Raw genomic sequence first — 22,688 nt, 5'->3', positions numbered from 1 at the left:
GGCCCACCGCCGTTTTGAGAGCGCAATGCTCGCCATCGCAGTTCCCATTGCCGCCGTCCTGGCGCCTGTCTTGGCTTCCGTCCTGGCCCTTTTCGCCGGCCCCGCCGCGGCGCAGGCGCCGGGGATGCCGCAGGCGCAGATGCAGATGTGCATTCGGCTGGAAGCCGAACTCGCCCGCATCGACCGGCCCTCGGGCGACGCCTATGAGCGCCGCCGCTACGAGGAAGCCATCGCCCGCCAGCAGGCCGAACTCGACCGCACCATCGCCCAGGCCCAGCGGCTCGGCTGCACGCGGCCCACTGACTTCTTCCTGTTCGGCGCGCCCGAGCGCCCGCGACAGTGCGATCAGCTCGACCGGCAGATCGACCGCATACGGCAGAACCTCGACCGCATGATGTCCGAGCTCGGCCGCTTCCGCGGGGCGCAGGGCGCCGATCGCGATTTCCAGCGGCGGCAGCTGCTGGTGGCCCTGGCCCAGAACAATTGCGGCCCGCAATACCGGGCCGCCCTGCCGCAGCAGCCCCCGCAGCAGAGGGCACGGCCGCGTTCGGGCAATTTCTTCGAGCAGCTGTTCGGCCAGCCCGGCGAGTTCTACGACGACGAGCCCACCACCGAGCCGCCGGCCGACCTGGCGGCCCCCACCACTGTCGGCACCTACCGAACCGTCTGCGTACGCACCTGCGACGGCTTTTATTTTCCGATCAGCTTCTCGGCAACGCCGGTCAAGTTCGGCGAGGACGAGCACATCTGCAAGGCGCAGTGCCCGGCGGCGGAAGTAATGCTGTTCGCGCACCGCAACCCCGGCGAGGACGTCGCGAACGCGATGTCGATCGACGGCCAGCAACGCTATTCCAAGCTGCCGAACGCCTTCCGCTACCGCCAGACCTACGATCCCAGCTGCGCCTGCAAGCCGGCGGGACAGAGCTGGGCCGAAGCGATCGGCCAGCTCGACAACACGGTGCAGCGCGGCGACATCGTCGTGACCGAGGAGCGATCCAAGGCGCTGCAGCTGAAGGCGCTGGAAGAGGCCAAGGAGGCGGCCAAGCCGCAGCCGAAACCCAGCCGCGACAAGAAAACCGGCCGCAAGACCGACCCCGCTGCCGCTCTGCCGCCGCCCCCCGAGCCGGCACCTGCGGCGCCCGAGCTGCAACAGCCATCGACGGCGGCGGCGCCCGACGGCCGCGGCGTGCGGGTGGTCGGACCGACTTTCCTGCCGGGGCGGTAATCGCGTCGGCGATCAGCGCCCGTGGCCGGCCGACCCCAGAAGTTCGCCGATCGCCTGCGGCAGGCTGTCGAAATGGTCGATCAGCCGGTCGGCGCCAAGGTCTTCGGGCGGCACGTCGCTGTAGCCGAAGCTCACCGCCACCACCGGCAGCGCGGCGTTGCGGGCGGTGGCGACGTCGGTTCGCGAATCACCGACCATCACCGTCCGGGTGGGGTCGCCGCCGGCATCGGCGATGGTGCCCCAAAGATGACCGGCATCGGGCTTGCGCATCGCGAACCGGTCGCACCCCGCCACCGCGGCGAACCGGTCGATCAGCTTCAGCTCGGTCAGGAGCTGGACCGCCAGAGCCGTCACCTTGTTGGTGCAGACCGCGAACCGGAAACCCTGCCCGGCCAGCCGGTCCAGCGCCGCCTCCATGCCCGGGTACGGTCGCGACAGCCGGGCGATGCGGGCTGAATAGGCGTCGATGTAATCGGCATAGATGCGCTCCAGCTCGTCGGCCGCGGTGTCGCGGCCGAGTTCGGCCAGGGCGCGCACGATCAACGGCTTGATGCCGGCCCCGACCAGCCGGCGCCCTTCCTCCACCGACAGCGGCGGCAGGCCGAGCTCGTTCAGCGTGTCGGCCAACACGTCGATCAGGTCGGGCAGGGTGTCGACCAGCGTGCCATCGAGGTCGAACACGGCGAGCGGCGGAAGGATCAAGGACATGGGCGGCCCGGTCGTGGTGGGAGCTTCCCCTATCACGCCTGGCTGCTCCTGTGTCCAGCCCGACCGTGGCTGCCACTCGGCGCCCATGCTAAAGCGCCGTCATCGACAAGGCGCCCGGACGGGCAGCGGGAGAGATGACATGGCCGCGAACAGCGACTCCGCCAAACGCGCCGCCGCAGCGCGGGCGCTCGACGAGGTGAGGCCCGGCATGCGGCTCGGCCTCGGCACCGGGTCGACCGCCAACATTTTCGTTGAATTGCTCGGCGAGCGGGTGCGTGGCGGCCTCGCCGTCCGCGGCGTGCCGACCTCGGAGGCAACCCGAGCGTTGGCCGAGCGGGTCGGCATCGCCTTGGCGACGCTCGACCAACTGCCCGAACTCGACCTCACCGTCGACGGCGCCGACGAGATCGGGCCCGACCTCGCGTTGATCAAGGGCGGCGGCGGCGCGCTGCTGCGCGAGAAGATCGTCGCCGCCGCCTCGGCAGCGATGGTGGTGATCGCCGACCACACCAAGGTGGTCAGCACGCTCGGCCGCTTCCCGCTGCCGATCGAGGTGGTGCCGTTCGGGCTGGAGGCGACCCGCCGTGCCATAATCGCGGCGGCAACCGCGCTCGGTCTCACTGGGGATGTTCGACTCCGGATGGAAAACGGCCACGTTTTCGTCACGGATGGAGGCCACTTCATCCTCGATGCGGGGTTCGGCGCCATTCCCGATCCCTTGGCGCTGGCTCAGCGCCTCGCCGGCATCCCCGGCGTGGTTGAGCATGGGTTGTTTATCGGCTTGGCGACCAAGGCCATCGTTGCCGGAGACGGCGGCGTACAGGTGCTGACGCGAGCGGCCACGACGGAGTCCTGAGGAGATGCATATGTCCCTTTCTCTGGCGCGCGCCCTGCGGGGCAGCCTGATTGCGCTGAGCCTGGCCGCGGCCCTGCCCGCGGCCGCCCAAACCGCCGCGACGCCGTCGGCGACCCAGACTTCGCCGGCACAGGTCCAGCTCGCCCGCGAACTGATCGAAACAAACGGCTCGTTGCGGGCGCTGGACGAGATCGTGCCGGCCTACCTCGAGCAGACCCGGCGGATGTTTGCCGCCAACAATCCGGACGTTGCCGGTGCGCTGGGCGAGGTCGCGACCAGCCTGCGGGCGGAATTCGACGCCAAGCGCGCCGAGGTCATCGACGCCATTGCGCGGGCCTACGCGGCGCGCTTCACCGAAGCGGAACTGCGCGAGTTGGTGACGTTCTACAAATCGCCGACTGGCAAGAAGTTCGTCGCCGTCCTGCCGGTCGTGCTTCAAGAGAGCTTCGAGCGCATGCAGGCCTGGAGCACGAAGCTGTCGGAAGAAATGGTGGCGCGGATGCGGGCCGAGATGCGCAAGAAGGGCTTCGAACTCTGAGGCTTGACGCACAGCTGCGGGGTTCGGCTCTGCGCAAACGCCCTGCTTGAGCGGAAACGACGTCGCGCCGACGATGCTGGCTAAACGCACCGTGCTTTTCAGTCGCCCGTCACGCAGCGAAACCGAGGGAAAGACAATGACTGTTCGCGTTCGCGTGTTCGCAGCGGCGCTGGCGTGCCTGCTCGCGCCGGCGCTGCCGGCACTCGCCCAGGCTCCCCAGCCGCAGCCGGCCACCCAGCCCAAGCCGCCGGCCGATCCGCAATTGATCGCGATCGCCCGCGACTACGCCCGCGCCGCGGAACTGACCGCCGGCCTGTCGCGCTCGCTGCCGGCGATCTCCGAGCAGATCGTCCGCGCGGTGCGCCAGAAGAACCCGAGCGCCAGCGACGACACCATCCGGGCGTTTTCCGACGCGTTGTTCGACGAGTTCCTGCTCAAGCGCGCTGGCGAGATCGAGGCCGTGGTGATCGACATCCTGGTCGAGATCTACAGCAAGGAAGAGCTGACCGCGCTGAAGACGTTCTATTCGAGCCCCGTCGGCCAAGCGATCATCAAGAAGCAGCCGCAGCTCGGCGCCAAGCTGCCGACGGCGCTGCAGGACTGGACGCGGCGGGCGGCGCCCGAGGCGGTTCAGGCCGCCGGGGCGCGGATGAAGGCAGCGGGCAAGGAGCTGCGGCTCTGATACGAATTCCGGCGGAACAGGCCGGAATTTCGTCGTCCGGCCGCCGGATGTTCCCGTTCGACCAAGGGTTTTCGGCGAGGGTGTTTCCGGGGACACCGGGATGACCTTCCGAAAACCGTGGGACGCGTGCAGAAACTGCCGTTGGTCCTGCTCACGTTTTCTCGCGAAAACGTTGAACTCGGATCGGAAGGCCGGCGCGTTGCATCGGCCCCATGCCTCGGCATCCGGCGCCGGTGGCAGGGCCCCTCTCGTCTGACCGGACCGCAGCCGGAGGCACCATGGCCGAATTCGACGTCGATCTGTTCGTCATCGGAGCGGGATCGGGCGGCGTGAGGGCCGCGCGCATCGCCGCCGGCTACGGCGCCAAGGTGATGATCGCCGAGGCGTTCCGGTTCGGCGGCACCTGCGTCATCCGCGGCTGCGTGCCGAAGAAGCTGTTGGTCTATGCCGCGCGCTTCGCCCACGAATTCGAGGACGCGCGCGGCTTCGGCTGGAGCCTGGATCAACCTCTCCACGACTGGCCGGCGCTGATCGCGGCCAAGGACCGCGAGATCGCGCGGCTGGAGAAGATCTACCGCACCAACCTGGAGCGCGCCGGTGTCGCCATCGCCGCCGAGCATGCCGCCTTCGCCGACGACTATACCGTGGTGCTCGGCTCGGGCCGGCGGGTCACCGCCCGGCACATCCTGATCGCCACCGGCGCCCACCCGATCCGGCCGGTGTTCCCCGGCTGCGATCTTGCCGTGACCTCCAACGAGGCGTTCGACCTTCCCGAGCGGCCAGGCCGCGTGGTGGTGCAGGGCGGCGGCTACATCGCGCTCGAATTCGCCGGCATTTTTTCCGGCCTCGGCGCCGAGGTGACGGTGGTGCACCGCGGCGACAAGGTGCTGCGCGGTTTCGACGACGACGTGCGGATCCAGATCCAGCAGGAGATGGAGGCACGCGGCATCCGTTTCCGGCTGGCCGAGACCATCCGCGCCGCCGAGCGCGCCGAAGGTGGCGTCGCCGTGCTGCTGTCCGGCGGCGAGGAGCTTTCGGCCGACCTGCTGATGGTCGCCACCGGTCGGGCGCCCAACACCCAGGGGCTCGGGCTCGACCGGACCGGCGTCGCGCTCGACGCCCGCGGCGCCATCTCGGTCGATAGCGCCTCCCGCACCAGCGTGCCGCACATCTATGCGGTCGGCGATGTCACCGGCCGCGTCGCCTTGACCCCGGTCGCCATCCGCGAAGGCCACGCCTTTGCCGACACCGTGTTCGGCGGCAAGCCGGCGGGGGTCGACTACCTCGCCATCCCCACCGCGGTGTTCACCGAGCCGGAGATCGGCACCGTCGGCCTGAGCGAGGCCGAGGCCCGCGCCAGCACCGGCAAGGTCGACGTCTACAAGGCCCAGTTCCGCCCGATGAAGGCGACGCTCACCGGCCGCGAGACCAAGGTGCTGATGAAGCTGGTGGTGGACGGCGACAGCGACCGTGTGCTCGGCATCCACATCATCGGCGAGGGCGCCGCGGAAATGGTGCAGTGCCTGGCCATCGCGGTGAAGATGGGCGCGACGAAGGCGGACTTCGACGCCACCATGGCGCTGCACCCCTCGGCCGCCGAGGAACTGGTGACGCTGCGCACCAAATGGCAGCCGGCCTGATTGGCCTCCGCCTCGCCGTCCCGCGCCGAGCGCAGGAAGGACCCGGGACCCTGAGCAGAAAGGACGCGCCTCGTTCTGACAACGATCCCGGCTCTCGCTCCGCTCGGCCGGGATGACGCGTATTTAAAGGGTCGTCGTCCCGGGCAAGCGCCGCAGGCGCGCGACCCGGGACCGTCAGCGCTGAGCGGCTCGGCGCCGGAGCACGATTGAACCTCCGGCCGATTTGGCAAAGCTCCCCCCTGGTGTATAACGCCCGCGCCTTGGCGGCGCCGGCATGCGTACTGCCCCCGGCCCAAGGTGGCAGGACAAGGACCATGGCTGAGCGTTGGACGCCGTCGAGCTGGCGGAATAAGCCGATCGTGCAGGTGCCGGATTATCCGGACCAGGCTGCCCTAGCGGCGGTCGAGAAGCAGCTCGCCTCGTTTCCGCCGCTGGTTTTTGCCGGCGAGGCCCGCAAGCTGAAGAAGTCACTGGCGAAAGTCGCGGCGGGCGAGGCCTTCCTGCTGCAGGGTGGCGACTGTGCCGAGAGCTTCGCCGAGCATTCGGCCGACAACATCCGCGACTTCTTCCGGGTTTTCCTGCAGATGTCGGTGGTGCTGACCTTCGCCGGCTCGGTGCCGGTGGTGAAGGTCGGCCGCATCGCCGGCCAGTTCGCCAAGCCACGCTCGGCGCCGACCGAGACGCTGGACGGCGTCGAGCTGCCGTCCTACCGCGGCGACATCGTCAACGACATCGCCTTCACGCCGGACGCACGCATTCCCAACCCGCGCCGCCAGATTTCGGCCTACCGCCAGTCGGCGGCGACGCTGAACCTGCTGCGCGCCTTCGCCACCGGCGGCTACGCCAACCTTGAGAACGCCCACCGCTGGATGCTGGGCTTCGTGAAGGATTCGCCGCAGTCGGCGCGCTACCAGCAGTTAGCCGACCGCATCACCGAAGCGCTCGACTTCATGCGCGCCTGCGGCATCGACCCGGAAACCCATCCGGAGATGCGAACCACCGACGTCTACACCAGCCACGAGGCGCTGCTGCTCGGCTTCGAGGAGGCGCTGACGCGAGTGGATTCCACCACCGGCGACTGGTACGCCACCTCCGGCCATATGCTGTGGATCGGCGACCGCACCCGCCAGACCGACCACGCCCACGTCGAATATTGCCGCGGCATCAAGAACCCGATCGGGCTGAAGTGCGGCCCCTCGCTCTCTGCCGACGGGCTGCTGGCGTTGCTCGACATCCTGAACCCGACCAACGAGCCCGGCCGCATCCAGCTGATTGCCCGCTATGGCGCCGACAAGATCGGCGAGCACTATCCGGCGCTGGTGCGGCGGGTGAAGCAGGAAGGTCGCGCAGTACTGTGGACCTGCGATCCCATGCACGGCAACACCGTGAAGGCCGGGACCGGCTTCAAGACCCGGCCGTTTGACCTGATCCTGCAGGAGGTCAAGAACTTCTTCGCGATCCACGCGGCCGAGGGCACCCATCCCGGCGGCATCCACCTCGAAATGACCGGGCGCAACGTCACCGAATGCACCGGCGGCGCCCGCGCCATCAGCGAGAACGATCTGTCGGACCGCTACCACACCTATTGCGACCCACGCCTCAACGCCGAGCAGTCGATCGAGCTGGCGTTCCTGGTCGCCGACCTGCTCAAGAAGGCCCGCACCGGCAAGACCCGCCCGCAGGTCGAGGCGGCGGAGTAACCCTCACGCGTCGTCCCGGGCAAGCAGCGAAGCTGCGCGACCCGGGACCGTTTGCAGAACGGGGACCGTTTCCGGATGACGATCCCGGCTCGGCGCGTCGCGCCGTCCGGGATGACGAAGCCCCGGCTGTCGTCCCGGGCAAGGGCCGTAGGCCCGCGACCCGGGACCGCTGGCCGGAAGAGGTGTCCTTTCTGCGCACGATCCCGGCTCGGCGCGTCGCGCCGTCCGGGATGACGAAGACCTGTCGTCGTCCCGGGCAAGGGCCGCAGGCCCGCGACCCGGGACCGCCGGCCGAAAGAGGTGTCCTTTCTGCACCACGATCCCGGCTCTCGCTCCGCTCGGCCGGGATGACGAAGACCTGTCGTCGTCCCGGGCAAGGGCCGCAGGCCCGCGACCCGGGACCGCGGGCCAAAAGGGGTGTCCGTTCTGCACACGATCCCGGCTCTCGCTCCGCTCGGCCGGGATGACGAAGACCTGTCGTCGTCCCGGGCAAGGGCCGCAGGCCCGCGACCCGGGACCGCGGGCCAAAAGGGGTGTCCGTTCTGCACACGATCCCGGCTCTCGCTCCGCTCGGCCGGGATGACGAAGACCTGTCGTCGTCCCGGGCGCTGACGCTCGGCCGGGATGACGAAGCTGAAATTGGCGCCTCCCCGCTGCGATGCTATGCCTTGCATCAACTGGCATTTCGGGAATGATCGTGAACCGCCTCTACCGCGCGACGATGAACTCCATTCGCGGTCTATCCGCCGCGCTCGACACCGACGCGGCGGTGCGCGAGGAACTGGTGGTGCTGGCGCTCGCCGTGCCGGTCGGGTGGCTGTTGTCGCCCTCGCTCGGCTGGTTCGTGGCGATGATCGCCGGGCTGATGCTGCTGCTCGCGGTCGAGATGCTCAACACCGCAATCGAGAAGCTTGCCGACCACGTCACGCCGGAAAGCCACCCGCGCATCGGCGTGATCAAGGACATGGGCTCGACCGCCGTGCTGTTCGCCATGGTGGCAGCGCTGCTGATCTGGCTCGCCGCTCTCGCCGTCCGGCTGGGGGCGGCTTGATGCACCCCGCCCGTTGAGCCGCCGCACCGCGCGCGCTACACCGGCACCATGCTCACCATCGCCCTTGCCCAGCTCAACCCGATCGTCGGCGACATCGCCGGCAACACGGAGAAGGTGCGCCGCGCCCGCACTGATGCCGCCGCCGGCGGCGCCGACATGGTGCTGTTTCCGGAGCTGTTCCTCGCCGGTTATCCGCCCGAGGATCTGGTGCTGAAGCCCGCCTTCCAGGCCGCCTGCCGAAGCGCCGCCGAAGAGCTGGCGCGCGAGACCGCGGACGGCGGCCCGGCCCTGATCATCGGCACGCCATGGGTCGAGGCGGGCCGGCTCTACAACGCCGTCGCGGTGCTGGACGGCAGCGGCGTCATCGCACTGCGCTACAAGGTCGATCTGCCGAACTATGGCGTGTTCGACGAGAAGCGGGTGTTCGCGCCGGGTCCGCTGGCCGGCCCGGTCGAACTGCGCGGCGTCAGGATCGGCCTGCCGATCTGCGAGGACATTTGGGGGCCGGACCCGATCGAGTGTCTCACTGAGACCGGCGCCGAGATCGTGCTGGTGCCGAACGGCTCGCCCTATCGCCGCACCATCGCCGCGCAGCGCCTAGGCGTGGCAGCGGCGCGGGTGGCCCAGTCCGGGCTGCCGCTGGTCTATCTCAACCAGGTCGGCGGCCAGGACGAACTGGTGTTCGACGGCGGCTCGTTCGTGATGGGTGCCGACCGCACGCTGGCGGCGCAGCTCCCCGCTTTCCGGGAGGCCATCGCCCTCACGCGCTGGGAGAAGCGCGCAGCAGGCTGGGTCTGCACCGCGGGGCCGGCCGCCACGCCGCTCGCGGAGGACGAGGCCAACTATGCCGCCTGCGTGCTCGGCCTGAAGGATTATGTCGATAAGAACCGCTTTCCCGGCGTGGTGCTGGGCTTGTCCGGCGGCATCGATTCGGCGCTGTGCGCGGCGATGGCGGTCGACGCGCTGGGCGCAAGCCGCGTCCATTGCGTCATGCTGCCCTACCGCTACACCTCGAACCAGTCGCTGTCGGATGCCGCCGACATCGCCACCCGTCTTGGCGTGCGCTACGACATCGTGCCGATCGCCGCGGCGGTCGAGGGGTTGGAGGCGACGTTGGCGGGCGTATTCGCCGGGCGGCCGCGCGACGTGACGGAGGAAAATCTCCAGTCGCGCGCCCGCGGCACCATCTTGATGTCGATCTCCAACAAGTTCGGCGCGATGGTGGTGACCACCGGCAACAAGAGCGAGATGTCGACCGGCTACGCCACGCTTTATGGCGACATGAACGGCGGCTTCAACCCGATCAAGGACCTCTACAAGACCGAGGTGTGGCGGCTGTCCCGCCTGCGCAACCGCTGGAAGCCGGACGGTGCCGGCGGGCCGGACGGCGAGGTGATCCCCGACGCCATCATCACCCGGCCGCCCACCGCCGAATTGAAGGACGACCAGACCGACCAGGACACCTTGCCGCCCTACGAGGTGCTGGACGATATCCTGGAACAGCTGGTCGAGCAGGAGAGGCCGATCGCCGACATCGTTGCCGCCGGCCATGAGCTTGAGACCGTCAAGCGGGTCGAGCGCATGCTGACGCTGGCCGAATACAAGCGCCGGCAGGCGGCACCCGGCGTCAAGGTGACGGAGAAGAACTTCGGGCGCGACCGCCGCTATCCGATCACCAACCGCTTCCGCGACCCCGGTGCGACGCCGAGCCGCACCTGACGCCCGCGACCCCGCGGCGGGATTTGGGTGCGTGATATGCTGGCGTCGCCTGCAACCCTCCCGGATGCTGCGCGCGGTTTGCACGCGCGCTTAAGCTGCCGTTAAGCCGCGATTGGCACCTTTACCGACATCTCGCCGCACCATGATCCGGCGAAGCGCCAGCGCGGGCTACGTCATGTTGAACCTGTCGTTCCGCCGGCGGAATTCCGCCGACACCCTGCCGACCGTCCCCTCCCCCGTCATTGCACCGACCGCGCCAGACAGCAGCCGGGAGGACCTGCAGCTTCGGCTCGACCGCATGCGCGAGGCGCTCGACCTGATCGAGGTGGACCTCGCCGCGCTGATCGGCGATGTCACCAGCGGCACCGACGCGGTGCGCGCCGGCGTCGGCGCCGTGACCGACGCGCTGGGCGGCATCCGCGACCACTCCAGCGAGATCGCCGACCTCGCCCGCAAAGCCAATGACGACGCCGGCCAGCTTGCCGCCGCCACCGAGGAACTGGCGTCATCCTCCGGCGAAATCGGTCGGCAGGTCGCCGAGGCCGGCCGCCTGACCGGCCAGGCGACGGACGCCGCCGCCGAGGCCGGCCGCTCGGTCGACGGGCTGAAGACGTCCTCGGGCGAGATCGGTCAAGTGCTGTCGCTGATCGCCTCGATTGCCAAGCAGACCAACCTGCTTGCGCTCAACGCCACCATCGAGGCCGCCCGCGCCGGCGACGCCGGCCGCGGCTTCGCGGTGGTGGCGAGCGAGGTCAAGGCGCTATCGGTGCAGACCCAGAAGGCGACCGAGGAAATCGCCCGCAAGATCGACGGGCTGCAGAATGACGCCGCGCGCTCGATCGACGCGGTGGACCGCATCACCCAGGCCATCGACGCCATTCGCCCGGTGTTCAGCGCCATCGCCGCCGCGGTCGAACAGCAGATCGCCACCGCCGGCGAGCTGTCGCGCACCGCCGCCGAGACCTCCTCGTTCGTCACGCGCGTCTCCGACGGCGCCAGCGAGACCGAGGTCGCAGCCAACGACATTTTCGACAAGGCCCGCGGCATCGACGACACCAGCGCCGATGTCGCCTCGCTGGCCGAGAAGCTGCGCTCGCGCCTCGTCATCGTGCTGCGCAACAGCGACATCGGCGATCGCCGCCGCGCCGACCGCCTGCCATGCGACCTCGGCGCGAAGCTCGCCGTCGGCGGCCGCACCCTGGTCGGCCGCACCCTCGATCTGTCGGAGGAAGGCGCGCTGCTGCGGGTCGAGGGCGGCAGCGGCATTGCCGGCGGCACGGCCGGCGAACTCGACCTCGCCGGCCTCGGCCGGCTGTCGGTGCGCGTGGTCGGACATTCGGCGCTCGGCCTGCACTGCGAATTCGTGCGCATCGCCGAACCGGTGCGCGCCGCGATCGACGCCAAGCTCGCCGCCATCCGCACCGAGAACGAGGCCGTGGTCGCCCACGCCACCGGCATGGCCGAGGAGGTGCAGGCTGCGTTCGAAGCCGCGGTCGCATCCGGCCGCGCCACCATCGAAGACCTGCTCGACAACAGGGTGGCGGAGGTGCAGGGCTCGGACCCGCCGCAATTCACCGCGACGACGCAGCCCCTGCTGGAGGCGATCCTGCCGCCGATCCAGGAGCGCGCGCTGGCGGCCGACCCGACGCTGGCCTTCGCCATCACCTGCGACCGCAACGCCTTCGTCGCGGTCCATAACAAGGTCTATTCCCAGCCCCAGCGGCCGGGCGAGCGCGATTGGAACATCGCCAACTGCCGCAACAAGCGCTACTTCGACGATCGCACCGGCCTCGCCGCGGCGCGCAACACCCGGCCTTATCTGCTGCAGGTCTATGCCCGCGACATGGGTGGCGGCAAGACGGTGATGATCAAGGAAGTCGACGTGCCGATCCGCATCCAGGGCAAGCACTGGGGCTCGGTGCGCCACGGCTACCGCATGTAATGCGTGAATGGAGCGGGTACCCGGAAAATTCCGTTGAGATTTCCAAACACCCGAGACGCGAAATTCGGCCGACTAGGCCGAAGAATTGCGATCCGCTCACCGAAAAACCCCTTTTAATCAGGGATTTTTCGGTGAGGTTGCTCTAAAGATCACGAGGTGATCTTGCAGAGGTCGGATCACGCCTTCTTGGCGTAGAGGCGGCACCAGCCCTCGCCGGCCACCGGGCCTTCCACCACCTGGCAAGCGTTTGGCGCCACGAACATGCGGCAGTTCTGGCAGGTTTGGCCGCCCTTGGGCATCGCCTGATAGCCAGAGGCCTTCTGACTGGCCTTCTTGGCGACCTGCGCCTCGGCGGAGGTCACGGCAAGACCGGCGGTGGCGCAGGCGCCCAGCAGATAGGCGGTCCAGGCGAGCGCGTCGCGGCGCGATAGGCGGCGAGCGGTGAGCATACGAATGTCGTCCATGGTCTTCCTCCGTTTAGGCTGGCCGTTCCGGCTCAGGTTTACGTCGTCATTAAGCAGACCAATTCACCACTTGATCGCAAGCGACGCGGTGATCAGCTGAACGTCGTAATTTGGATTGTATGCCGCCAGAGAAATATTCCTGACCTGGGCGCCGTCGACGAGATACATGTACGGCGTAGCAAGATCGTTCTGCCAGTTCTCGACCTCGTTGCGCTCCCAGGCGTAGCGCAGCTTGAAGACGACGTCGCCAACCAAGCCAAGCTTGGTCACCAAGCCGGAGTCGAGCCGATACTTCAGCACCGCCTCGAAGCGCTGGTAATCCGTCGTCACCGTCGGGAACGGCTGGCACAGATTGGTGACGTTGTTGGGTGCCGCTGCGGTGTTGAGGCACTGGCTGGTGGCGCCGAACGCCTCGGCGCTCCAGTCCTCGTCGGCGTGGGCGTAGGAATAGCTGAGCCTGAGGTCGAGCGTGTCGGGGATCAACTCGATATTGGCCGAGGCGATATAGGTGTTGACCCTCTCGACCATGTTGCTGAAGAACCGGCTGCCGATCACCGGACCGGCGGCGACGGTGTTGGTGGTGACGCTGCCGACGAGGTCGCGGTCGAAATCCTCGCGCACATAGGCGAGCATCAACGTGGTGCCGGGCGATACCGCGTAGGCAACCTCGATCCCGGCGTTCCAGTTGCGATCCTTGAGCAGCCCGAGTTCGCCGGCGTCCGGGTCGGTCTCGTAGTCGTCGAACCGCAGGCCAAGGGTCGGCGTGACGGTCAGGTTCTCGAGCGCCGCCCACTCCAGCGACACATTGGCTTTTTGCCGGTCGCGGTCGGCGAGGTCGAACTGGCGCATGTAGAAATTGGTCACGCCAACGGTTGTCGAGGCGTAGTAGATGTAGCGGGCGATCGACTGAAAGTCGTAGTTGTCGTAAGCCCGCTCCGAATACTGGTAGCTCGACCGCAGCCGCAGGTCATCGTTGAACCGGGTGTCGAGATAGACCTTGCCGATGATTTCGTTGGTGACATCGACCGAGCGACGGTCACGGTCGTACTGCTCCCAACCGACGAGGCCGCCGAGCGTGAGGTCCTTGTCGGCGCGCCAGGTCAGTTCTTCCGAGGCATTCTGCTTGGTGTAGCCATAGGCGAGGTTGCGGCGGAGCGAGCCGGTGCCGGCGCCGTCCTCGACCACGAACGCCGGCATCAGCAGTTCGGCAGTATTGTTGTCGTTGTCGTAGTAGCGATAGCGCAGCGTCGACTTCACGTCCTTGCTGAGCGGAGTGTTCAGCACGTTGTTGACCAGCAGCGTGTTGACCTTGGCGTCCGCGCTCGAGGCCGGCAATACGTTGGAGGTGTTCGCGTTCAGTGGGTTGGTCGAGAGCGGGATGAACGCATCGTCCTGCCGCATCATGGTATAGGACACCGTGCCCATGTAGCGGCTCTTGTTGGGCAGGTCGACGCCGGTGGTGGCGGCAACGTTGTAGGCTTGGTTATCCGGCGACAGGCTGACGCGGCCGTACTGCGGATAGTTGGCGTTGCCGGCGACGTAGAACGGGTTGGTGAAAGTGTAGGAGTCGAAGTCGTTGGCGTAGGACGACACGCTGGCCGACGTCTTGACGTTGAACTTTCCGCCCCACAGTGCGTCGCCATAGTATTGGCCGGCCAGCTTGGCGTTCTGAGTGGTGTCGGCCACCGGCGCTGGAAGTTGCATGATCTGCTGATTGGTGGCGGCGATGCCGCCAATCACCGCGCCGGCGACTTGGCTGCCTTCGCGCCGCTCGTGCGAATAGTCGGCGCGGACGTCCCAATTCTGGTTCGGCGTCCAGCGCTGCATCGCGGTAAACTTGTCGCGCTGGATGCCGATGTCGATGGTTTGCAGGTTGCCTTGCAGCGCGTCGTACATCGCCCGCTCGGCAGCGAGGCCGTTCTGACCGGGATTGCCGATGATCACCGGCGTGGTGAGGACGTTGGTGCCGACGCCGTTCCAGATGCTCTGAGCCGAGGTGCTGTAGAGATGCGGGATCTGGTCCCAGGCATAAGTGCCGTAGATCTCGCCCGCCTTCGACCAATCGAAGATGTAGCGCTGATTGTTGTTGCCGACATTGTCGGCCCGAAGTTCGGCGAAATAGTCGCCGTCCTTGGTCTGGCCGCCAAGCGTCAGCTTCTCCAGGTAAAAGCCGGGGCTGATATCGCCATATTCTTCAAACTTCGCGCGGTTGTTGCGGTCGGTGTTGATCACCGGCGCCGGCAGGCCGCCGCCGGTCGCGGTTGGGGCCGTGGCCGGGCGCCCGCCCGGCAGCACGCCGGGCAGCGCCGAGTGCGGCGGGCGTTCGATGAAGGCGCGGAACCCGGCCTCGACCACGCCCCAGGTTTCGACGCCGCCGTGCTCGGCCCACGGCCCGTTCAAGGCCTGTTTCAGGGCCTCGCCGCTCGGCGGCGCGGCCATCGTCTCCTGCGCCCGCGCGCCGTGCGACAGGGCTGAACCGGCCGCGATCAGCAGCACGCCGGTCAGCGTCATTCCCCCGTTGACCTTCATCGAGCCCTCCCCTTCGGTAGCGCCTCTCGCGGGCGTTTGCCGTGGTCATTCCTGCAGCGACAGCGGCAAGCTCAGGTGGTCGCCGTCCGCGGTGCTCCGCCGCCGGTATCAGCGGTGCCAGCGCGAGCCGGACGGGCTGTTGGAGCCGTGAATGTTGGTGTGGCAGTTCTGGCAGGAGCCACCGATCGCGAAGCGCATGGCGTTGGCGCCGCCGGTTCCTGCGACCGTTCCGACCGAACCGAGCGTGCCGAGGCCTGCCTGGCTGTGCGGGTTGGTGTGGCAGCGCTGGCACAGCCGCTCACGCGACACCACCAGCAGCTTGTCGTGCATCGAGCCGTGCGGATCGTGGCAGTTGAGGCAGTTCTCGCGAACCGGCGGATGCTCGAACAGGTAGGGCCCGCGCTTTTCAGCGTGGCAGGTGTAGCAAGTGTCGTTGACGGTATCCTCGCGCAGCATCGCCTCGGTGGCGCTGCCATGCGGGTTGTGGCAGTTGGCGCAGGTGATCTTGCCCTCGCGCACCGGCATGTGGGAGGTCCGCAGCGACTGCGCCCGCCGGTCCTTGTGGCACTGGAAGCAGGTGTCCATCACCGTGGTCTTGGCGAGCTGGAAGCGCGGCGTGGTCTTGCGCATCACGGTGTGACAGTCGGTGCAGGCAACGTCGCGGGTCTCGTGGGTCGAGCCGCGCCAATAGGTCTGCTCGCCCTTCTCGTGACAGCCCAGGCACACCGTATTGGTGTCGGCGACCGAGGTGCGCGGGTCCGACTTGCGGAAGGAGCGGATGTGGCCGGCGCCGCGGCCGCCGCCGGCGTTGACGTGGGCGGACCCCGGGCCGTGGCAGCTTTCGCACTCCATCTTGCCCTGCGGCGTCGCCTTCCCGGACTTGATGTTGCGGCCCATGATGGTTTCGGCGAACTCGTCGAACAGGCCGGCGTGGCAGGTCTCGCACAGTTTGGAGCCGACGTAGGTGCGACCCTCCGGATCGTCCGGCGCGAGGCGCAGCACCGGCATCTGGGGTCCGGCGGCGACCTGCAGCGCCTTGGCGTCGGGGACCGTTCCGGCCGCCGGCGGCACCGCGCCGGCCGGCGGCGCGGAAACCGCCACACCCACCGCAGCGACGGTCAATTTGTGCCCGTGCGGCTTGACGACGCCCGCCCCTGTCGCCGCAGTTCCAGCAGCGGACAGCCCGACATTACGGGCATAGCTGGCCAATGCTCGGTATTCATCCGGACTGATGAGATAGCCCGTGTGCGAGGAGGGCGCCAATGGTTCGGCTACAACGTCAGAAGGACTTATGATCGAAAAAATCCCAAATACTGCTGGGACCGCAAACACAGCTCCAAATAAAACGACCATGAATTGGCGTTCACGGAAGGCTTTATGCCCTCCACTGACTGAAGAAGACATGCACGTATCCCCCCGGATAAAACGGCATTATTGTTTTTATGGGATGTTTTGCGCTTTCTACGGCCACGACCGCAGAAACGCCGTTATTATTCACCGAGAAAACCCTAACAGCGCCATTGTTGCGACGGCAACCATAAACATTGCCGCGACGGCATATTAGGTATTCATCCGGATAGCATCTTTTTGCAAAAGGGGATTGCCGTGCGTCGCAACATTGTCCTTCAGCGACAACCGCCAGCCCGGCATTCCCGTTCGGAAACGGGCGATATCCTCGGCCGATCGCGGCGGCGACGACGTTCCGGCGCGGAAACGTCAGCCTATGATCGAATTTTTCCAAACTGCAGCGATGCCGCAGCGCACGCATTTTCGCGCGTGATCGCGCTGCCAGCCGTCCCGGCGATGCTTCCCGGCGAAGACCACACCCCCGGTTATCCCCAGCTCACCGCCGGGCCGCTCAGGCCGGCCGTTCCGGGCACGTTGCGCAAACACAGATGCCAGCCTTGCGGCGGAAAATGGCGCAGTCCATCCGAAATCCGGCCGATCACGCCGGCGTTTCGTCGTCCGGCCGCTGGAAATCCCCTTTCCGATCAAGGTTTTTCGGCGAGATTGTTTCCAGGATCGCGAGTGATCGTTCGGAAACCGCATCAGGGCCCGGAGTATTCGCCGGTCAGGTCCGACCGCCACATGCTTACAAGACTCGCTCGGCCGCCCCCGGCGCGAGTCGTTTCGCCGCAGCCAAGCCGCCGGGCATCAAACCCGCGGATCATGTGGGAAAGGCGAGAACAGTCTCGCCGACGGGCGCAACGTTCTTGACAGCGCCGGGCGAGCGCTCCAAGAAAGCACCCTCGCTGCGGCGGGCGCGTAGCTCAGCGGGAGAGCACTCCCTTCACACGGGAGGGGTCACAGGTTCAATCCCTGTCGCGCCCACCATTTGCCCGTGCGATTCTCCGAAATCGAAGACATCTCGACTGTTGCGTTTGGCTCGCGGACGCTCGACCTGTGGTCGCAGCGGCCGGTACGACAATGCAACCTTCGAAGCCTGCGGCGATTACGCATCCCGAAGGCCAACCGAAAGCGAAACAATGATCGGGTCACACCCGATCCGGGAAGGCTGAGCGCGCGTACGCCATGTGCGCGTGATGCGAGCGCAAAACGAGGAGGATGGCGATGATGCGGATTCTCGTTGCCACCGATTTGTCCGAGCGGTCGAACCGGGCGCTGCGCCGCGCCGCAATGCTTGCCTCCGAGCGCCGGGACGATCTGATTGCGGTGCACGTCGTCGACGACGACCAGCCCGCCCGCATGGTCGAGTTGGAGTGCCGCGAGGCCGCCGCGGTGATTGAGGACGCCTTTGATGCGCTCGACCTCCCCGACACCGTCACCGCGAAAATCCTGATCGAAACCGGCGACGCCTTCGACGGCGTTCTGCGGGCCGCCGCCTCGCAGCAGGCCGATCTGGTGGTGATGGGCAGCCACCGCCGTCGCATGCTCGCCGACGTGTTCGTCGGCACCACCGCCGAGCGCGTCATTCGCCACGGCACCCGGCCGGTGCTGATGGTCAATCGGGAGCCCGAGGGCCCCTATCTTAACGTGCTCGCTACCACCGACCTGTCGGAGGCCTCGGTGGTGGCGTTTCGCGCCGCGCGCCGGCTGGGGCTGACGGACGGCCCGCACGTCGGGCTGTTCTACGCCTTTGATCCCGCTGCCAAGGGCCTGGTCACGCTGTCGAGCGGCAGCGGCACGGCAACGCGCGACTATGTCGAGGACGTGCGCTCGCACCTGCGCCGCGAGGTTCATGCCTGGATCAAGCAAAATGCTCTGCCCGTCCCGACCTCGCTGACGCTGGCCGAGGGCCCGGCCCCGGCCGAAATCGTCGCCGAAGCCGATCGGGGCGGCTGGGAACTGGTGGTGGTCGGCACCCACGCCCGCAGCGTCGTACCCCGCCTGCTGCACGGCAGCGTGGCCGAATACGTGCTGCGTCACGCCGCGCGCGACGTGCTCGCGGTGCCGCCCGCGGCGCTGGCCAAGGCGGCCTGATCCGGTCTGTCGCCGGTTACGCGCTCGAACCGCAGCCCGCGCGCCGAGCACGCGGCTCCGGCGAAGCCGCTCCGGCAGTCACGGCGTGATCACCCGGAAGCCGACAAATCCGTCGCCGCAACGGAAGCACGGCGGCGCAATGCGCGACGGCGTCCGCCGCCTTGAGAAAAAAAACGCACTCGACCGCCCGCCCCCCTGGGCATCGGCGCGACACCGGCTTATGGGAGAGTGGCTGCAGCGCAACGTCAACTGCCGAAATTCCGGCGCAGCGCTCGTTTCATCGGGCCAAGACGTTCCCAGCCGCCGGACCGTGCCACGCGGCGCCGGGGGATCGGCTGCAGCGCAGGACAGGTCTCACCATGTTCGGACGCGGCTCACCGGAGCTGCCCGACCGATCCGCGCCGCCCGCGCGATCACGGAGGTTCGATGAACGGCAGAACACGACGGCCCCTCGACGCGCGCACCGCGGCCGAGGCCGCGTTCAAGGCCATCACCAACACGCCTGCCACCACCACGCCCGCCACCAAGACGCCTGGCACCAAGTCAGCTGGCACCAAGACTCTCGGCACAAAGACTCTGGGCGCAAGCACACTGGCGCCGGCGCCGGTGCCGCCCCCGCGCCCACCGGTGCCCGGCATCAAGGAGCAGGTCTCGCTCCGCCTGGACCAGGACGTGCTCGACCATTTCCGCGCTGGCGGCCCCGGCTGGCAGGACCGCATCAACACCGCTTTGCGCAAAGCCGCCGGCAAATAGCTTGCACGCAGCGCGCACCCGTCCTGATCGCTCAAGCGGAACCACCCGCATTTGAGGCGTTGAGGACTATCGTCGCCCTTCGGCTGTTTCGCAGAACCGGCTCCGCCGTTTTGCGGAGAAGCTCTAGAGCCTTCTCCGATCTGACCGCGTCGGACCGAAAGCTCTACAGTCCAATCGACCGCGTTGCCGTCGCAAATGCAGTTGCTGTTTTGCGTACGACATCATATCCCCGACCGCCCTGCGGAGACGACCAATGACCAACGACACCAAGACCCATCGCGACGGTGCGGCCAACCCAGGCTTATTGCAGTACGAGCTCGACGCGCGGACGCTGCGCGAGAAGACCGAACGGCTGAAGGCGCTGCGGATGGCGCGCGCGGCGACCGAACCGGCCGCTGGCGCCGCATCGTCTCGCACCGGCAAGCCGGCGACCGCCACCGCCGCAAAGACTCCCGGCAAGATCACCGGCAAGGTCACAGGAACCCGCAGCACCGGCTCGCGCGGCACCAAACAGGCCAAGGGCGCCAAATCCTCCCGCAGCCTGTCGGAGTGGCTGTCGGACCAGGAGGCGCTCGGCCGCAAGCCCTGAGCGCGCTGCCGGCAACCGGATGAAAATACCGTGCACTTTCGTCCGGACCTCAGATAGCGCCAGCGGCCACACCCAACCGTTTCGTCGTCCAACCGGCGTTGGGTGAGGCACACGACCAACCGAGCGGTTGTCCCGCCGGCGCCGGGCTCCAAGGTATGGTGGAACCTCCCTGGTCCCGCGCGCGCCGCGGCAGACCGTGGCCAGCGACCGCGAATGAGTCGGCCGCTCCGCCCAGCCCGATCTGCCGATGCCATCGGCTTGCCCCCACCCGCCTGCGCGCCATCCGCTCGGCCCTGCCGAACCACCCTCGTGGCGCGAGCGCTGCAATGTACTCGCCTTCTGGTTTATGCAGAATGGCCGGGCAGCGGCGTCTCGCTGCGCCGCACGAATGCGTGAGTGGCCATCCTCGCCGCATGGTGTGTTTTGGGTTGAAGACAGCGGCAAATTATGGCGTTCATCAGCGTAAGCAGCGCCATGCTGCCCGCCCCTGCCAAAGCTGCCAACCTGTCCGACTGACCTTCCAGACCGAAAAGGATTGCCATGCGCTCGAAGCTGATCCCGTTTGCCGCCATTGTCGTGGCCGCCGCGGGCTCGACGACGGCCTGCGCCGTTTACGATGATCGCTATCCCCATACGTTCGCGCGATCCGGCTCTGGTGGCGTTTACGAATTGTTCGGATCTTCGCCGATCGCGCGCCAGACGGTGCGCTATGACGGGCCCCACAAGCCCGGCACGGTGATCATCAGCACCTCCGAGCGGCGGCTCTATCTGGTGCAGGAAGGCGGCACCGCGCTGAGATACGGCATCGGTGTCGGCCGCGAGGGCTTCCAGTGGTCGGGCACCCAGTCGATCACCCGCAAGGCAGAATGGCCGGATTGGCGGCCGCCGGCGCCGATGCTCAAGCGCCGGCCCGACCTGCCGCGCTACATGCCCGGCGGTCCCAGCAATCCGCTCGGCGCCCGCGCCATGTATCTCGGCTCGTCGATGTTTCGCATCCACGGCTCCAACGAGCCGGAAACCATCGGCGAGGCGGTGTCGTCCGGCTGCATCCGCATGACCAATGACGACGTGATCGACCTCTACAATCGGGTTCGCGTCGGCACCACCGTGGTGGTGCGCCGCTGAGGCTCCGGCGTCCCGCCCGGGCGGGACGCCCCCTTGCCGACCCCGCGCGCTGTTACCGGACCCGGCGGTCCGTCACCGCGGCAGGTCGGGGGTCTCGCGCGACAGGCCCTTGGCGGCAAGCTCGGCGAGGTAGCGCTGCCAGCGCTCGTCATGCTGCTCGCCAAGTTCGGCAAGGTAGTCCCAGCCGTAGAGCCCGGTCGAATGGCCGTCGTCGAAGCTGATGCGTACGGCATAATTGCCGACAGGCTCGATTCCGACAATCCTGACATCGATGCAGCCGGAAACGGTCTTGCGCTCCGCCGGGGCGTGGCCGCGCACCTCCGCGGAGGGGCTTTCGACGCGCAGGTATTCCGCCTCCAGCCGGTGGCTGACACCGTTGTCGAACACCACCGTCAGGCTGCGACGATCCTTGCCGAGCCGCAGTTCGGTTGGCCAAACCCGCAGTGCAGACATCGGATGTCGTCTCCCTTCCATAATGACCCACGCCGATTTGACGCAGGCTGCGCTTGTTTCCATCGCGCCGCATGAAGATGATCATAACAAGTCGGCACAAACGCCAAGTCTTGTATGTGGAACCGATTTTGCACGACAGGTTTCCATTCGCCCGGCGTGACAAGCCGGAACGGTAAGCCAGCACGGGAGGACCGCGCATGCGTCTCGACGACCCGTTCGCGGCGGGGACCGGATTCGCACGGCCGGCGCTCCGGCCAATGGTCGATCCGTTCGGGCGCCACGTCTCTTATCTCAGGCTGTCGGTCACCGACCGCTGCGATTTCCGCTGCGTCTATTGCATGAGCGAGGACATGGCGTTCCTGCCCAAGCAGGACCTGCTGTCGCTGGAGGAACTCGACCGGTTGTGCAGCGCCTTTATCGCACGCGGGGTGCGGCGGCTGCGGCTGACCGGTGGCGAGCCGCTGGTGCGGCGCGGCCTGATGCGTTTGGTCGGCCGCCTGTCGCGCCATCTGGCCAGCGGCGCGCTGGACGAGCTGACGCTGACCACCAATGGCTCGCTGCTGGCAAAGTTCGCCGCCGAGCTCGCCGCCCACGGCATCCGCCGCGTCAACGTCTCGCTCGACACCCGCGATGCGGCCGCCTTCAAGGCCATCACCCGCTGGGGAAACCTCGACGCGGTGCTGGCCGGCATTGCGGCCGCGCGGACCGCCGGCCTCAAGGTGAAGATCAACACGGTGGCGCTGAACGGGATCAATGACGGCGAGATCGAGAGCCTGATCCGCTGGGCCCACGGCGAGGGCATGGACCTCACGCTGATCGAGGTGATGCCGCTCGGCGACGCCAGCGGCGGCCGGCTCGACCGGTTCATGCCACTGTCGGCGGTGCGGACCCGGCTTGCCGAGCGCTTCACCCTGGCCGAGACCGACCACCGCACCGGCGGCCCGGCGCGCTACGTTTCAGTTGCCGAAACGGGGGGCCGGCTCGGCTTCATCACCCCGCTCACGCACAATTTTTGCGAAAGCTGCAATCGCGTGCGCGTCACCTGCACAGGAACGCTGTTCATGTGCCTCGGCCATGACGATGCCGCCGACTTGCGAACGCCGCTGCGCGCCCACGCCGACGACGGGGCGCTCCACCGCGCCATCGACAGCGCGATCGGCCGCAAGCCCAAGGGTCACGATTTCGTGATCGCCCGTCGCCGCAGCGAGCCTGCGCTGGCGCGTCACATGAGCGTCACCGGCGGCTGACGCCGGCCGGCAGGTCATCGCCGGCT

Annotated in this window: 19 protein-coding genes and 1 tRNA gene; 15 read left to right on the top strand and 5 right to left on the bottom strand. The window is 67.7% G+C overall.

Annotated elements, in window-relative coordinates; genetic code table 11:
- Window positions 1-139: 139 nt before the first annotated feature.
- The gene (locus BVIR_RS03890; protein WP_236823696.1) at window positions 140-1,225 is read left to right on the top strand and encodes a DUF2865 domain-containing protein; all 1,086 of its coding nucleotides are present in this window, start codon (window positions 140-142) and stop codon (window positions 1,223-1,225) included.
- Window positions 1,226-1,237: 12 nt separating this feature from the next.
- On the opposite strand, the gene BVIR_RS03885 is transcribed toward BVIR_RS03890, so the two are convergent.
- Window positions 1,238-1,933, bottom strand: a complete 696-nt coding sequence (locus tag BVIR_RS03885) for an HAD family hydrolase (RefSeq protein WP_055036516.1) — start codon at window positions 1,931-1,933, stop codon at window positions 1,238-1,240.
- Window positions 1,934-2,072: 139 nt separating this feature from the next.
- Between BVIR_RS03885 and rpiA the strand changes: the two genes are divergently transcribed.
- The 8 genes from rpiA (at window position 2,073) to BVIR_RS03845 (ending at window position 12,061) form a co-directional block, all read left to right on the top strand.
- Complete coding sequence (gene rpiA / locus BVIR_RS03880) at window positions 2,073-2,789, top strand: ribose-5-phosphate isomerase RpiA (RefSeq protein WP_055036515.1); 717 nt, start codon at window positions 2,073-2,075, stop codon at window positions 2,787-2,789.
- A 10-nt stretch (window positions 2,790-2,799) separates the two neighbouring features.
- On the top strand, window positions 2,800-3,327 hold the full coding sequence (locus tag BVIR_RS03875; protein WP_055036514.1) for a DUF2059 domain-containing protein: 528 nt from the start codon (window positions 2,800-2,802) through the stop codon (window positions 3,325-3,327).
- Window positions 3,328-3,463: 136 nt separating this feature from the next.
- A complete protein-coding gene (locus BVIR_RS03870; protein WP_060832929.1) occupies window positions 3,464-4,009 on the top strand; it encodes a DUF2059 domain-containing protein in 546 nt (181 codons plus the stop codon).
- A gap of 278 nt (window positions 4,010-4,287) precedes the next feature.
- A complete protein-coding gene (gor, locus tag BVIR_RS03865; protein ID WP_055036512.1) occupies window positions 4,288-5,649 on the top strand; it encodes a glutathione-disulfide reductase in 1,362 nt (453 codons plus the stop codon).
- Between the two features lie 314 nt (window positions 5,650-5,963).
- The gene (locus BVIR_RS03860; protein ID WP_055036511.1) at window positions 5,964-7,349 is read left to right on the top strand and encodes a class II 3-deoxy-7-phosphoheptulonate synthase; all 1,386 of its coding nucleotides are present in this window, start codon (window positions 5,964-5,966) and stop codon (window positions 7,347-7,349) included.
- Between the two features lie 691 nt (window positions 7,350-8,040).
- Complete coding sequence (locus BVIR_RS03855; protein WP_335338140.1) at window positions 8,041-8,400, top strand: diacylglycerol kinase; 360 nt, start codon at window positions 8,041-8,043, stop codon at window positions 8,398-8,400.
- A gap of 48 nt (window positions 8,401-8,448) precedes the next feature.
- Window positions 8,449-10,119, top strand: coding sequence for an NAD+ synthase (locus tag BVIR_RS03850; RefSeq protein WP_055036510.1), 1,671 nt, complete (start codon window positions 8,449-8,451; stop codon window positions 10,117-10,119).
- A 142-nt stretch (window positions 10,120-10,261) separates the two neighbouring features.
- Window positions 10,262-12,061: a methyl-accepting chemotaxis protein gene (locus tag BVIR_RS03845; protein WP_055036509.1), complete on the top strand. Its 1,800-nt coding sequence runs from the start codon at window positions 10,262-10,264 to the stop codon at window positions 12,059-12,061.
- Between the two features lie 176 nt (window positions 12,062-12,237).
- Here BVIR_RS03845 and BVIR_RS03840 read toward each other — a convergent pair whose 3' ends face one another.
- The 3 genes from BVIR_RS03840 to BVIR_RS03830 all read right to left on the bottom strand — a co-directional run bounded on the left by BVIR_RS03840 (window position 12,238) and on the right by BVIR_RS03830 (window position 16,176).
- A complete protein-coding gene (locus BVIR_RS03840) occupies window positions 12,238-12,525 on the bottom strand; it encodes a high-potential iron-sulfur protein (RefSeq protein ID WP_055036508.1) in 288 nt (95 codons plus the stop codon).
- A 63-nt stretch (window positions 12,526-12,588) separates the two neighbouring features.
- Window positions 12,589-15,054: an MtrB/PioB family decaheme-associated outer membrane protein gene (locus BVIR_RS03835; protein WP_236823694.1), complete on the bottom strand. Its 2,466-nt coding sequence runs from the start codon at window positions 15,052-15,054 to the stop codon at window positions 12,589-12,591.
- Between the two features lie 108 nt (window positions 15,055-15,162).
- On the bottom strand, window positions 15,163-16,176 hold the full coding sequence (locus BVIR_RS03830) for a DmsE family decaheme c-type cytochrome (protein ID WP_236823693.1): 1,014 nt from the start codon (window positions 16,174-16,176) through the stop codon (window positions 15,163-15,165).
- Window positions 16,177-17,313: 1,137 nt separating this feature from the next.
- Between BVIR_RS03830 and BVIR_RS03825 the strand changes: the two genes are divergently transcribed.
- The 5 genes from BVIR_RS03825 to BVIR_RS03805 all read left to right on the top strand — a co-directional run bounded on the left by BVIR_RS03825 (window position 17,314) and on the right by BVIR_RS03805 (window position 20,962).
- A tRNA-Val gene (locus tag BVIR_RS03825) sits at window positions 17,314-17,388 on the top strand.
- A gap of 237 nt (window positions 17,389-17,625) precedes the next feature.
- On the top strand, window positions 17,626-18,495 hold the full coding sequence (locus BVIR_RS03820) for a universal stress protein (protein WP_169788575.1): 870 nt from the start codon (window positions 17,626-17,628) through the stop codon (window positions 18,493-18,495).
- Between the two features lie 426 nt (window positions 18,496-18,921).
- Entirely contained in the window at window positions 18,922-19,248 is a 327-nt protein-coding gene (locus BVIR_RS17405) for a BrnA antitoxin family protein (protein WP_055036505.1), read from the top strand.
- Between the two features lie 253 nt (window positions 19,249-19,501).
- Complete coding sequence (locus tag BVIR_RS03810) at window positions 19,502-19,837, top strand: hypothetical protein (protein WP_055036504.1); 336 nt, start codon at window positions 19,502-19,504, stop codon at window positions 19,835-19,837.
- 540 nt (window positions 19,838-20,377) lie between these two features.
- Window positions 20,378-20,962, top strand: a complete 585-nt coding sequence (locus tag BVIR_RS03805) for a L,D-transpeptidase (protein WP_055036503.1) — start codon at window positions 20,378-20,380, stop codon at window positions 20,960-20,962.
- 72 nt (window positions 20,963-21,034) lie between these two features.
- On the opposite strand, the gene BVIR_RS03800 is transcribed toward BVIR_RS03805, so the two are convergent.
- Window positions 21,035-21,415, bottom strand: a complete 381-nt coding sequence (locus BVIR_RS03800; protein WP_055036502.1) for a gamma-butyrobetaine hydroxylase family protein — start codon at window positions 21,413-21,415, stop codon at window positions 21,035-21,037.
- A gap of 197 nt (window positions 21,416-21,612) precedes the next feature.
- Here BVIR_RS03800 and moaA point away from each other — a divergent pair, with 197 nt between their 5' ends.
- Window positions 21,613-22,662, top strand: a complete 1,050-nt coding sequence (moaA, locus tag BVIR_RS03795; protein ID WP_236823691.1) for a GTP 3',8-cyclase MoaA — start codon at window positions 21,613-21,615, stop codon at window positions 22,660-22,662.
- The last annotated feature ends 26 nt before the right edge of the window (window positions 22,663-22,688 follow it).

This window comes from Blastochloris viridis (assembly GCF_001402875.1).
Classification (GTDB): Bacteria; Pseudomonadota; Alphaproteobacteria; order Rhizobiales; family Xanthobacteraceae; genus Blastochloris; species Blastochloris viridis.
The sequence above is the reverse complement of the archived record's forward strand: the minus strand, read 5'-3'. Positions and strand labels throughout refer to the sequence as shown.

Bases quoted from the DNA above. Each gene is read 5' to 3' on its own strand.
- BVIR_RS03890 (WP_236823696.1), top strand. From the start codon at position 140: ATGCAGATGTGCATTCGGCTGGAAGCCGAACTCGCCCGCATCGACCGG.
- BVIR_RS03885 (WP_055036516.1), bottom strand. From the start codon at position 1,933: ATGTCCTTGATCCTTCCGCCGCTCGCCGTGTTCGACCTCGATGGCACG.
- rpiA (WP_055036515.1), top strand. From the start codon at position 2,073: ATGGCCGCGAACAGCGACTCCGCCAAACGCGCCGCCGCAGCGCGGGCG.
- BVIR_RS03875 (WP_055036514.1), top strand. From the start codon at position 2,800: ATGTCCCTTTCTCTGGCGCGCGCCCTGCGGGGCAGCCTGATTGCGCTG.
- BVIR_RS03870 (WP_060832929.1), top strand. From the start codon at position 3,464: ATGACTGTTCGCGTTCGCGTGTTCGCAGCGGCGCTGGCGTGCCTGCTC.
- gor (WP_055036512.1), top strand. From the start codon at position 4,288: ATGGCCGAATTCGACGTCGATCTGTTCGTCATCGGAGCGGGATCGGGC.
- BVIR_RS03860 (WP_055036511.1), top strand. From the start codon at position 5,964: ATGGCTGAGCGTTGGACGCCGTCGAGCTGGCGGAATAAGCCGATCGTG.
- BVIR_RS03855 (WP_335338140.1), top strand. From the start codon at position 8,041: ATGATCGTGAACCGCCTCTACCGCGCGACGATGAACTCCATTCGCGGT.
- BVIR_RS03850 (WP_055036510.1), top strand. From the start codon at position 8,449: ATGCTCACCATCGCCCTTGCCCAGCTCAACCCGATCGTCGGCGACATC.
- BVIR_RS03845 (WP_055036509.1), top strand. From the start codon at position 10,262: ATGATCCGGCGAAGCGCCAGCGCGGGCTACGTCATGTTGAACCTGTCG.
- BVIR_RS03840 (WP_055036508.1), bottom strand. From the start codon at position 12,525: ATGGACGACATTCGTATGCTCACCGCTCGCCGCCTATCGCGCCGCGAC.
- BVIR_RS03835 (WP_236823694.1), bottom strand. From the start codon at position 15,054: ATGAAGGTCAACGGGGGAATGACGCTGACCGGCGTGCTGCTGATCGCG.
- BVIR_RS03820 (WP_169788575.1), top strand. From the start codon at position 17,626: ATGATGCGGATTCTCGTTGCCACCGATTTGTCCGAGCGGTCGAACCGG.
- BVIR_RS17405 (WP_055036505.1), top strand. From the start codon at position 18,922: ATGAACGGCAGAACACGACGGCCCCTCGACGCGCGCACCGCGGCCGAG.
- BVIR_RS03810 (WP_055036504.1), top strand. From the start codon at position 19,502: ATGACCAACGACACCAAGACCCATCGCGACGGTGCGGCCAACCCAGGC.
- BVIR_RS03805 (WP_055036503.1), top strand. From the start codon at position 20,378: ATGCGCTCGAAGCTGATCCCGTTTGCCGCCATTGTCGTGGCCGCCGCG.
- BVIR_RS03800 (WP_055036502.1), bottom strand. From the start codon at position 21,415: ATGTCTGCACTGCGGGTTTGGCCAACCGAACTGCGGCTCGGCAAGGAT.
- moaA (WP_236823691.1), top strand. From the start codon at position 21,613: ATGCGTCTCGACGACCCGTTCGCGGCGGGGACCGGATTCGCACGGCCG.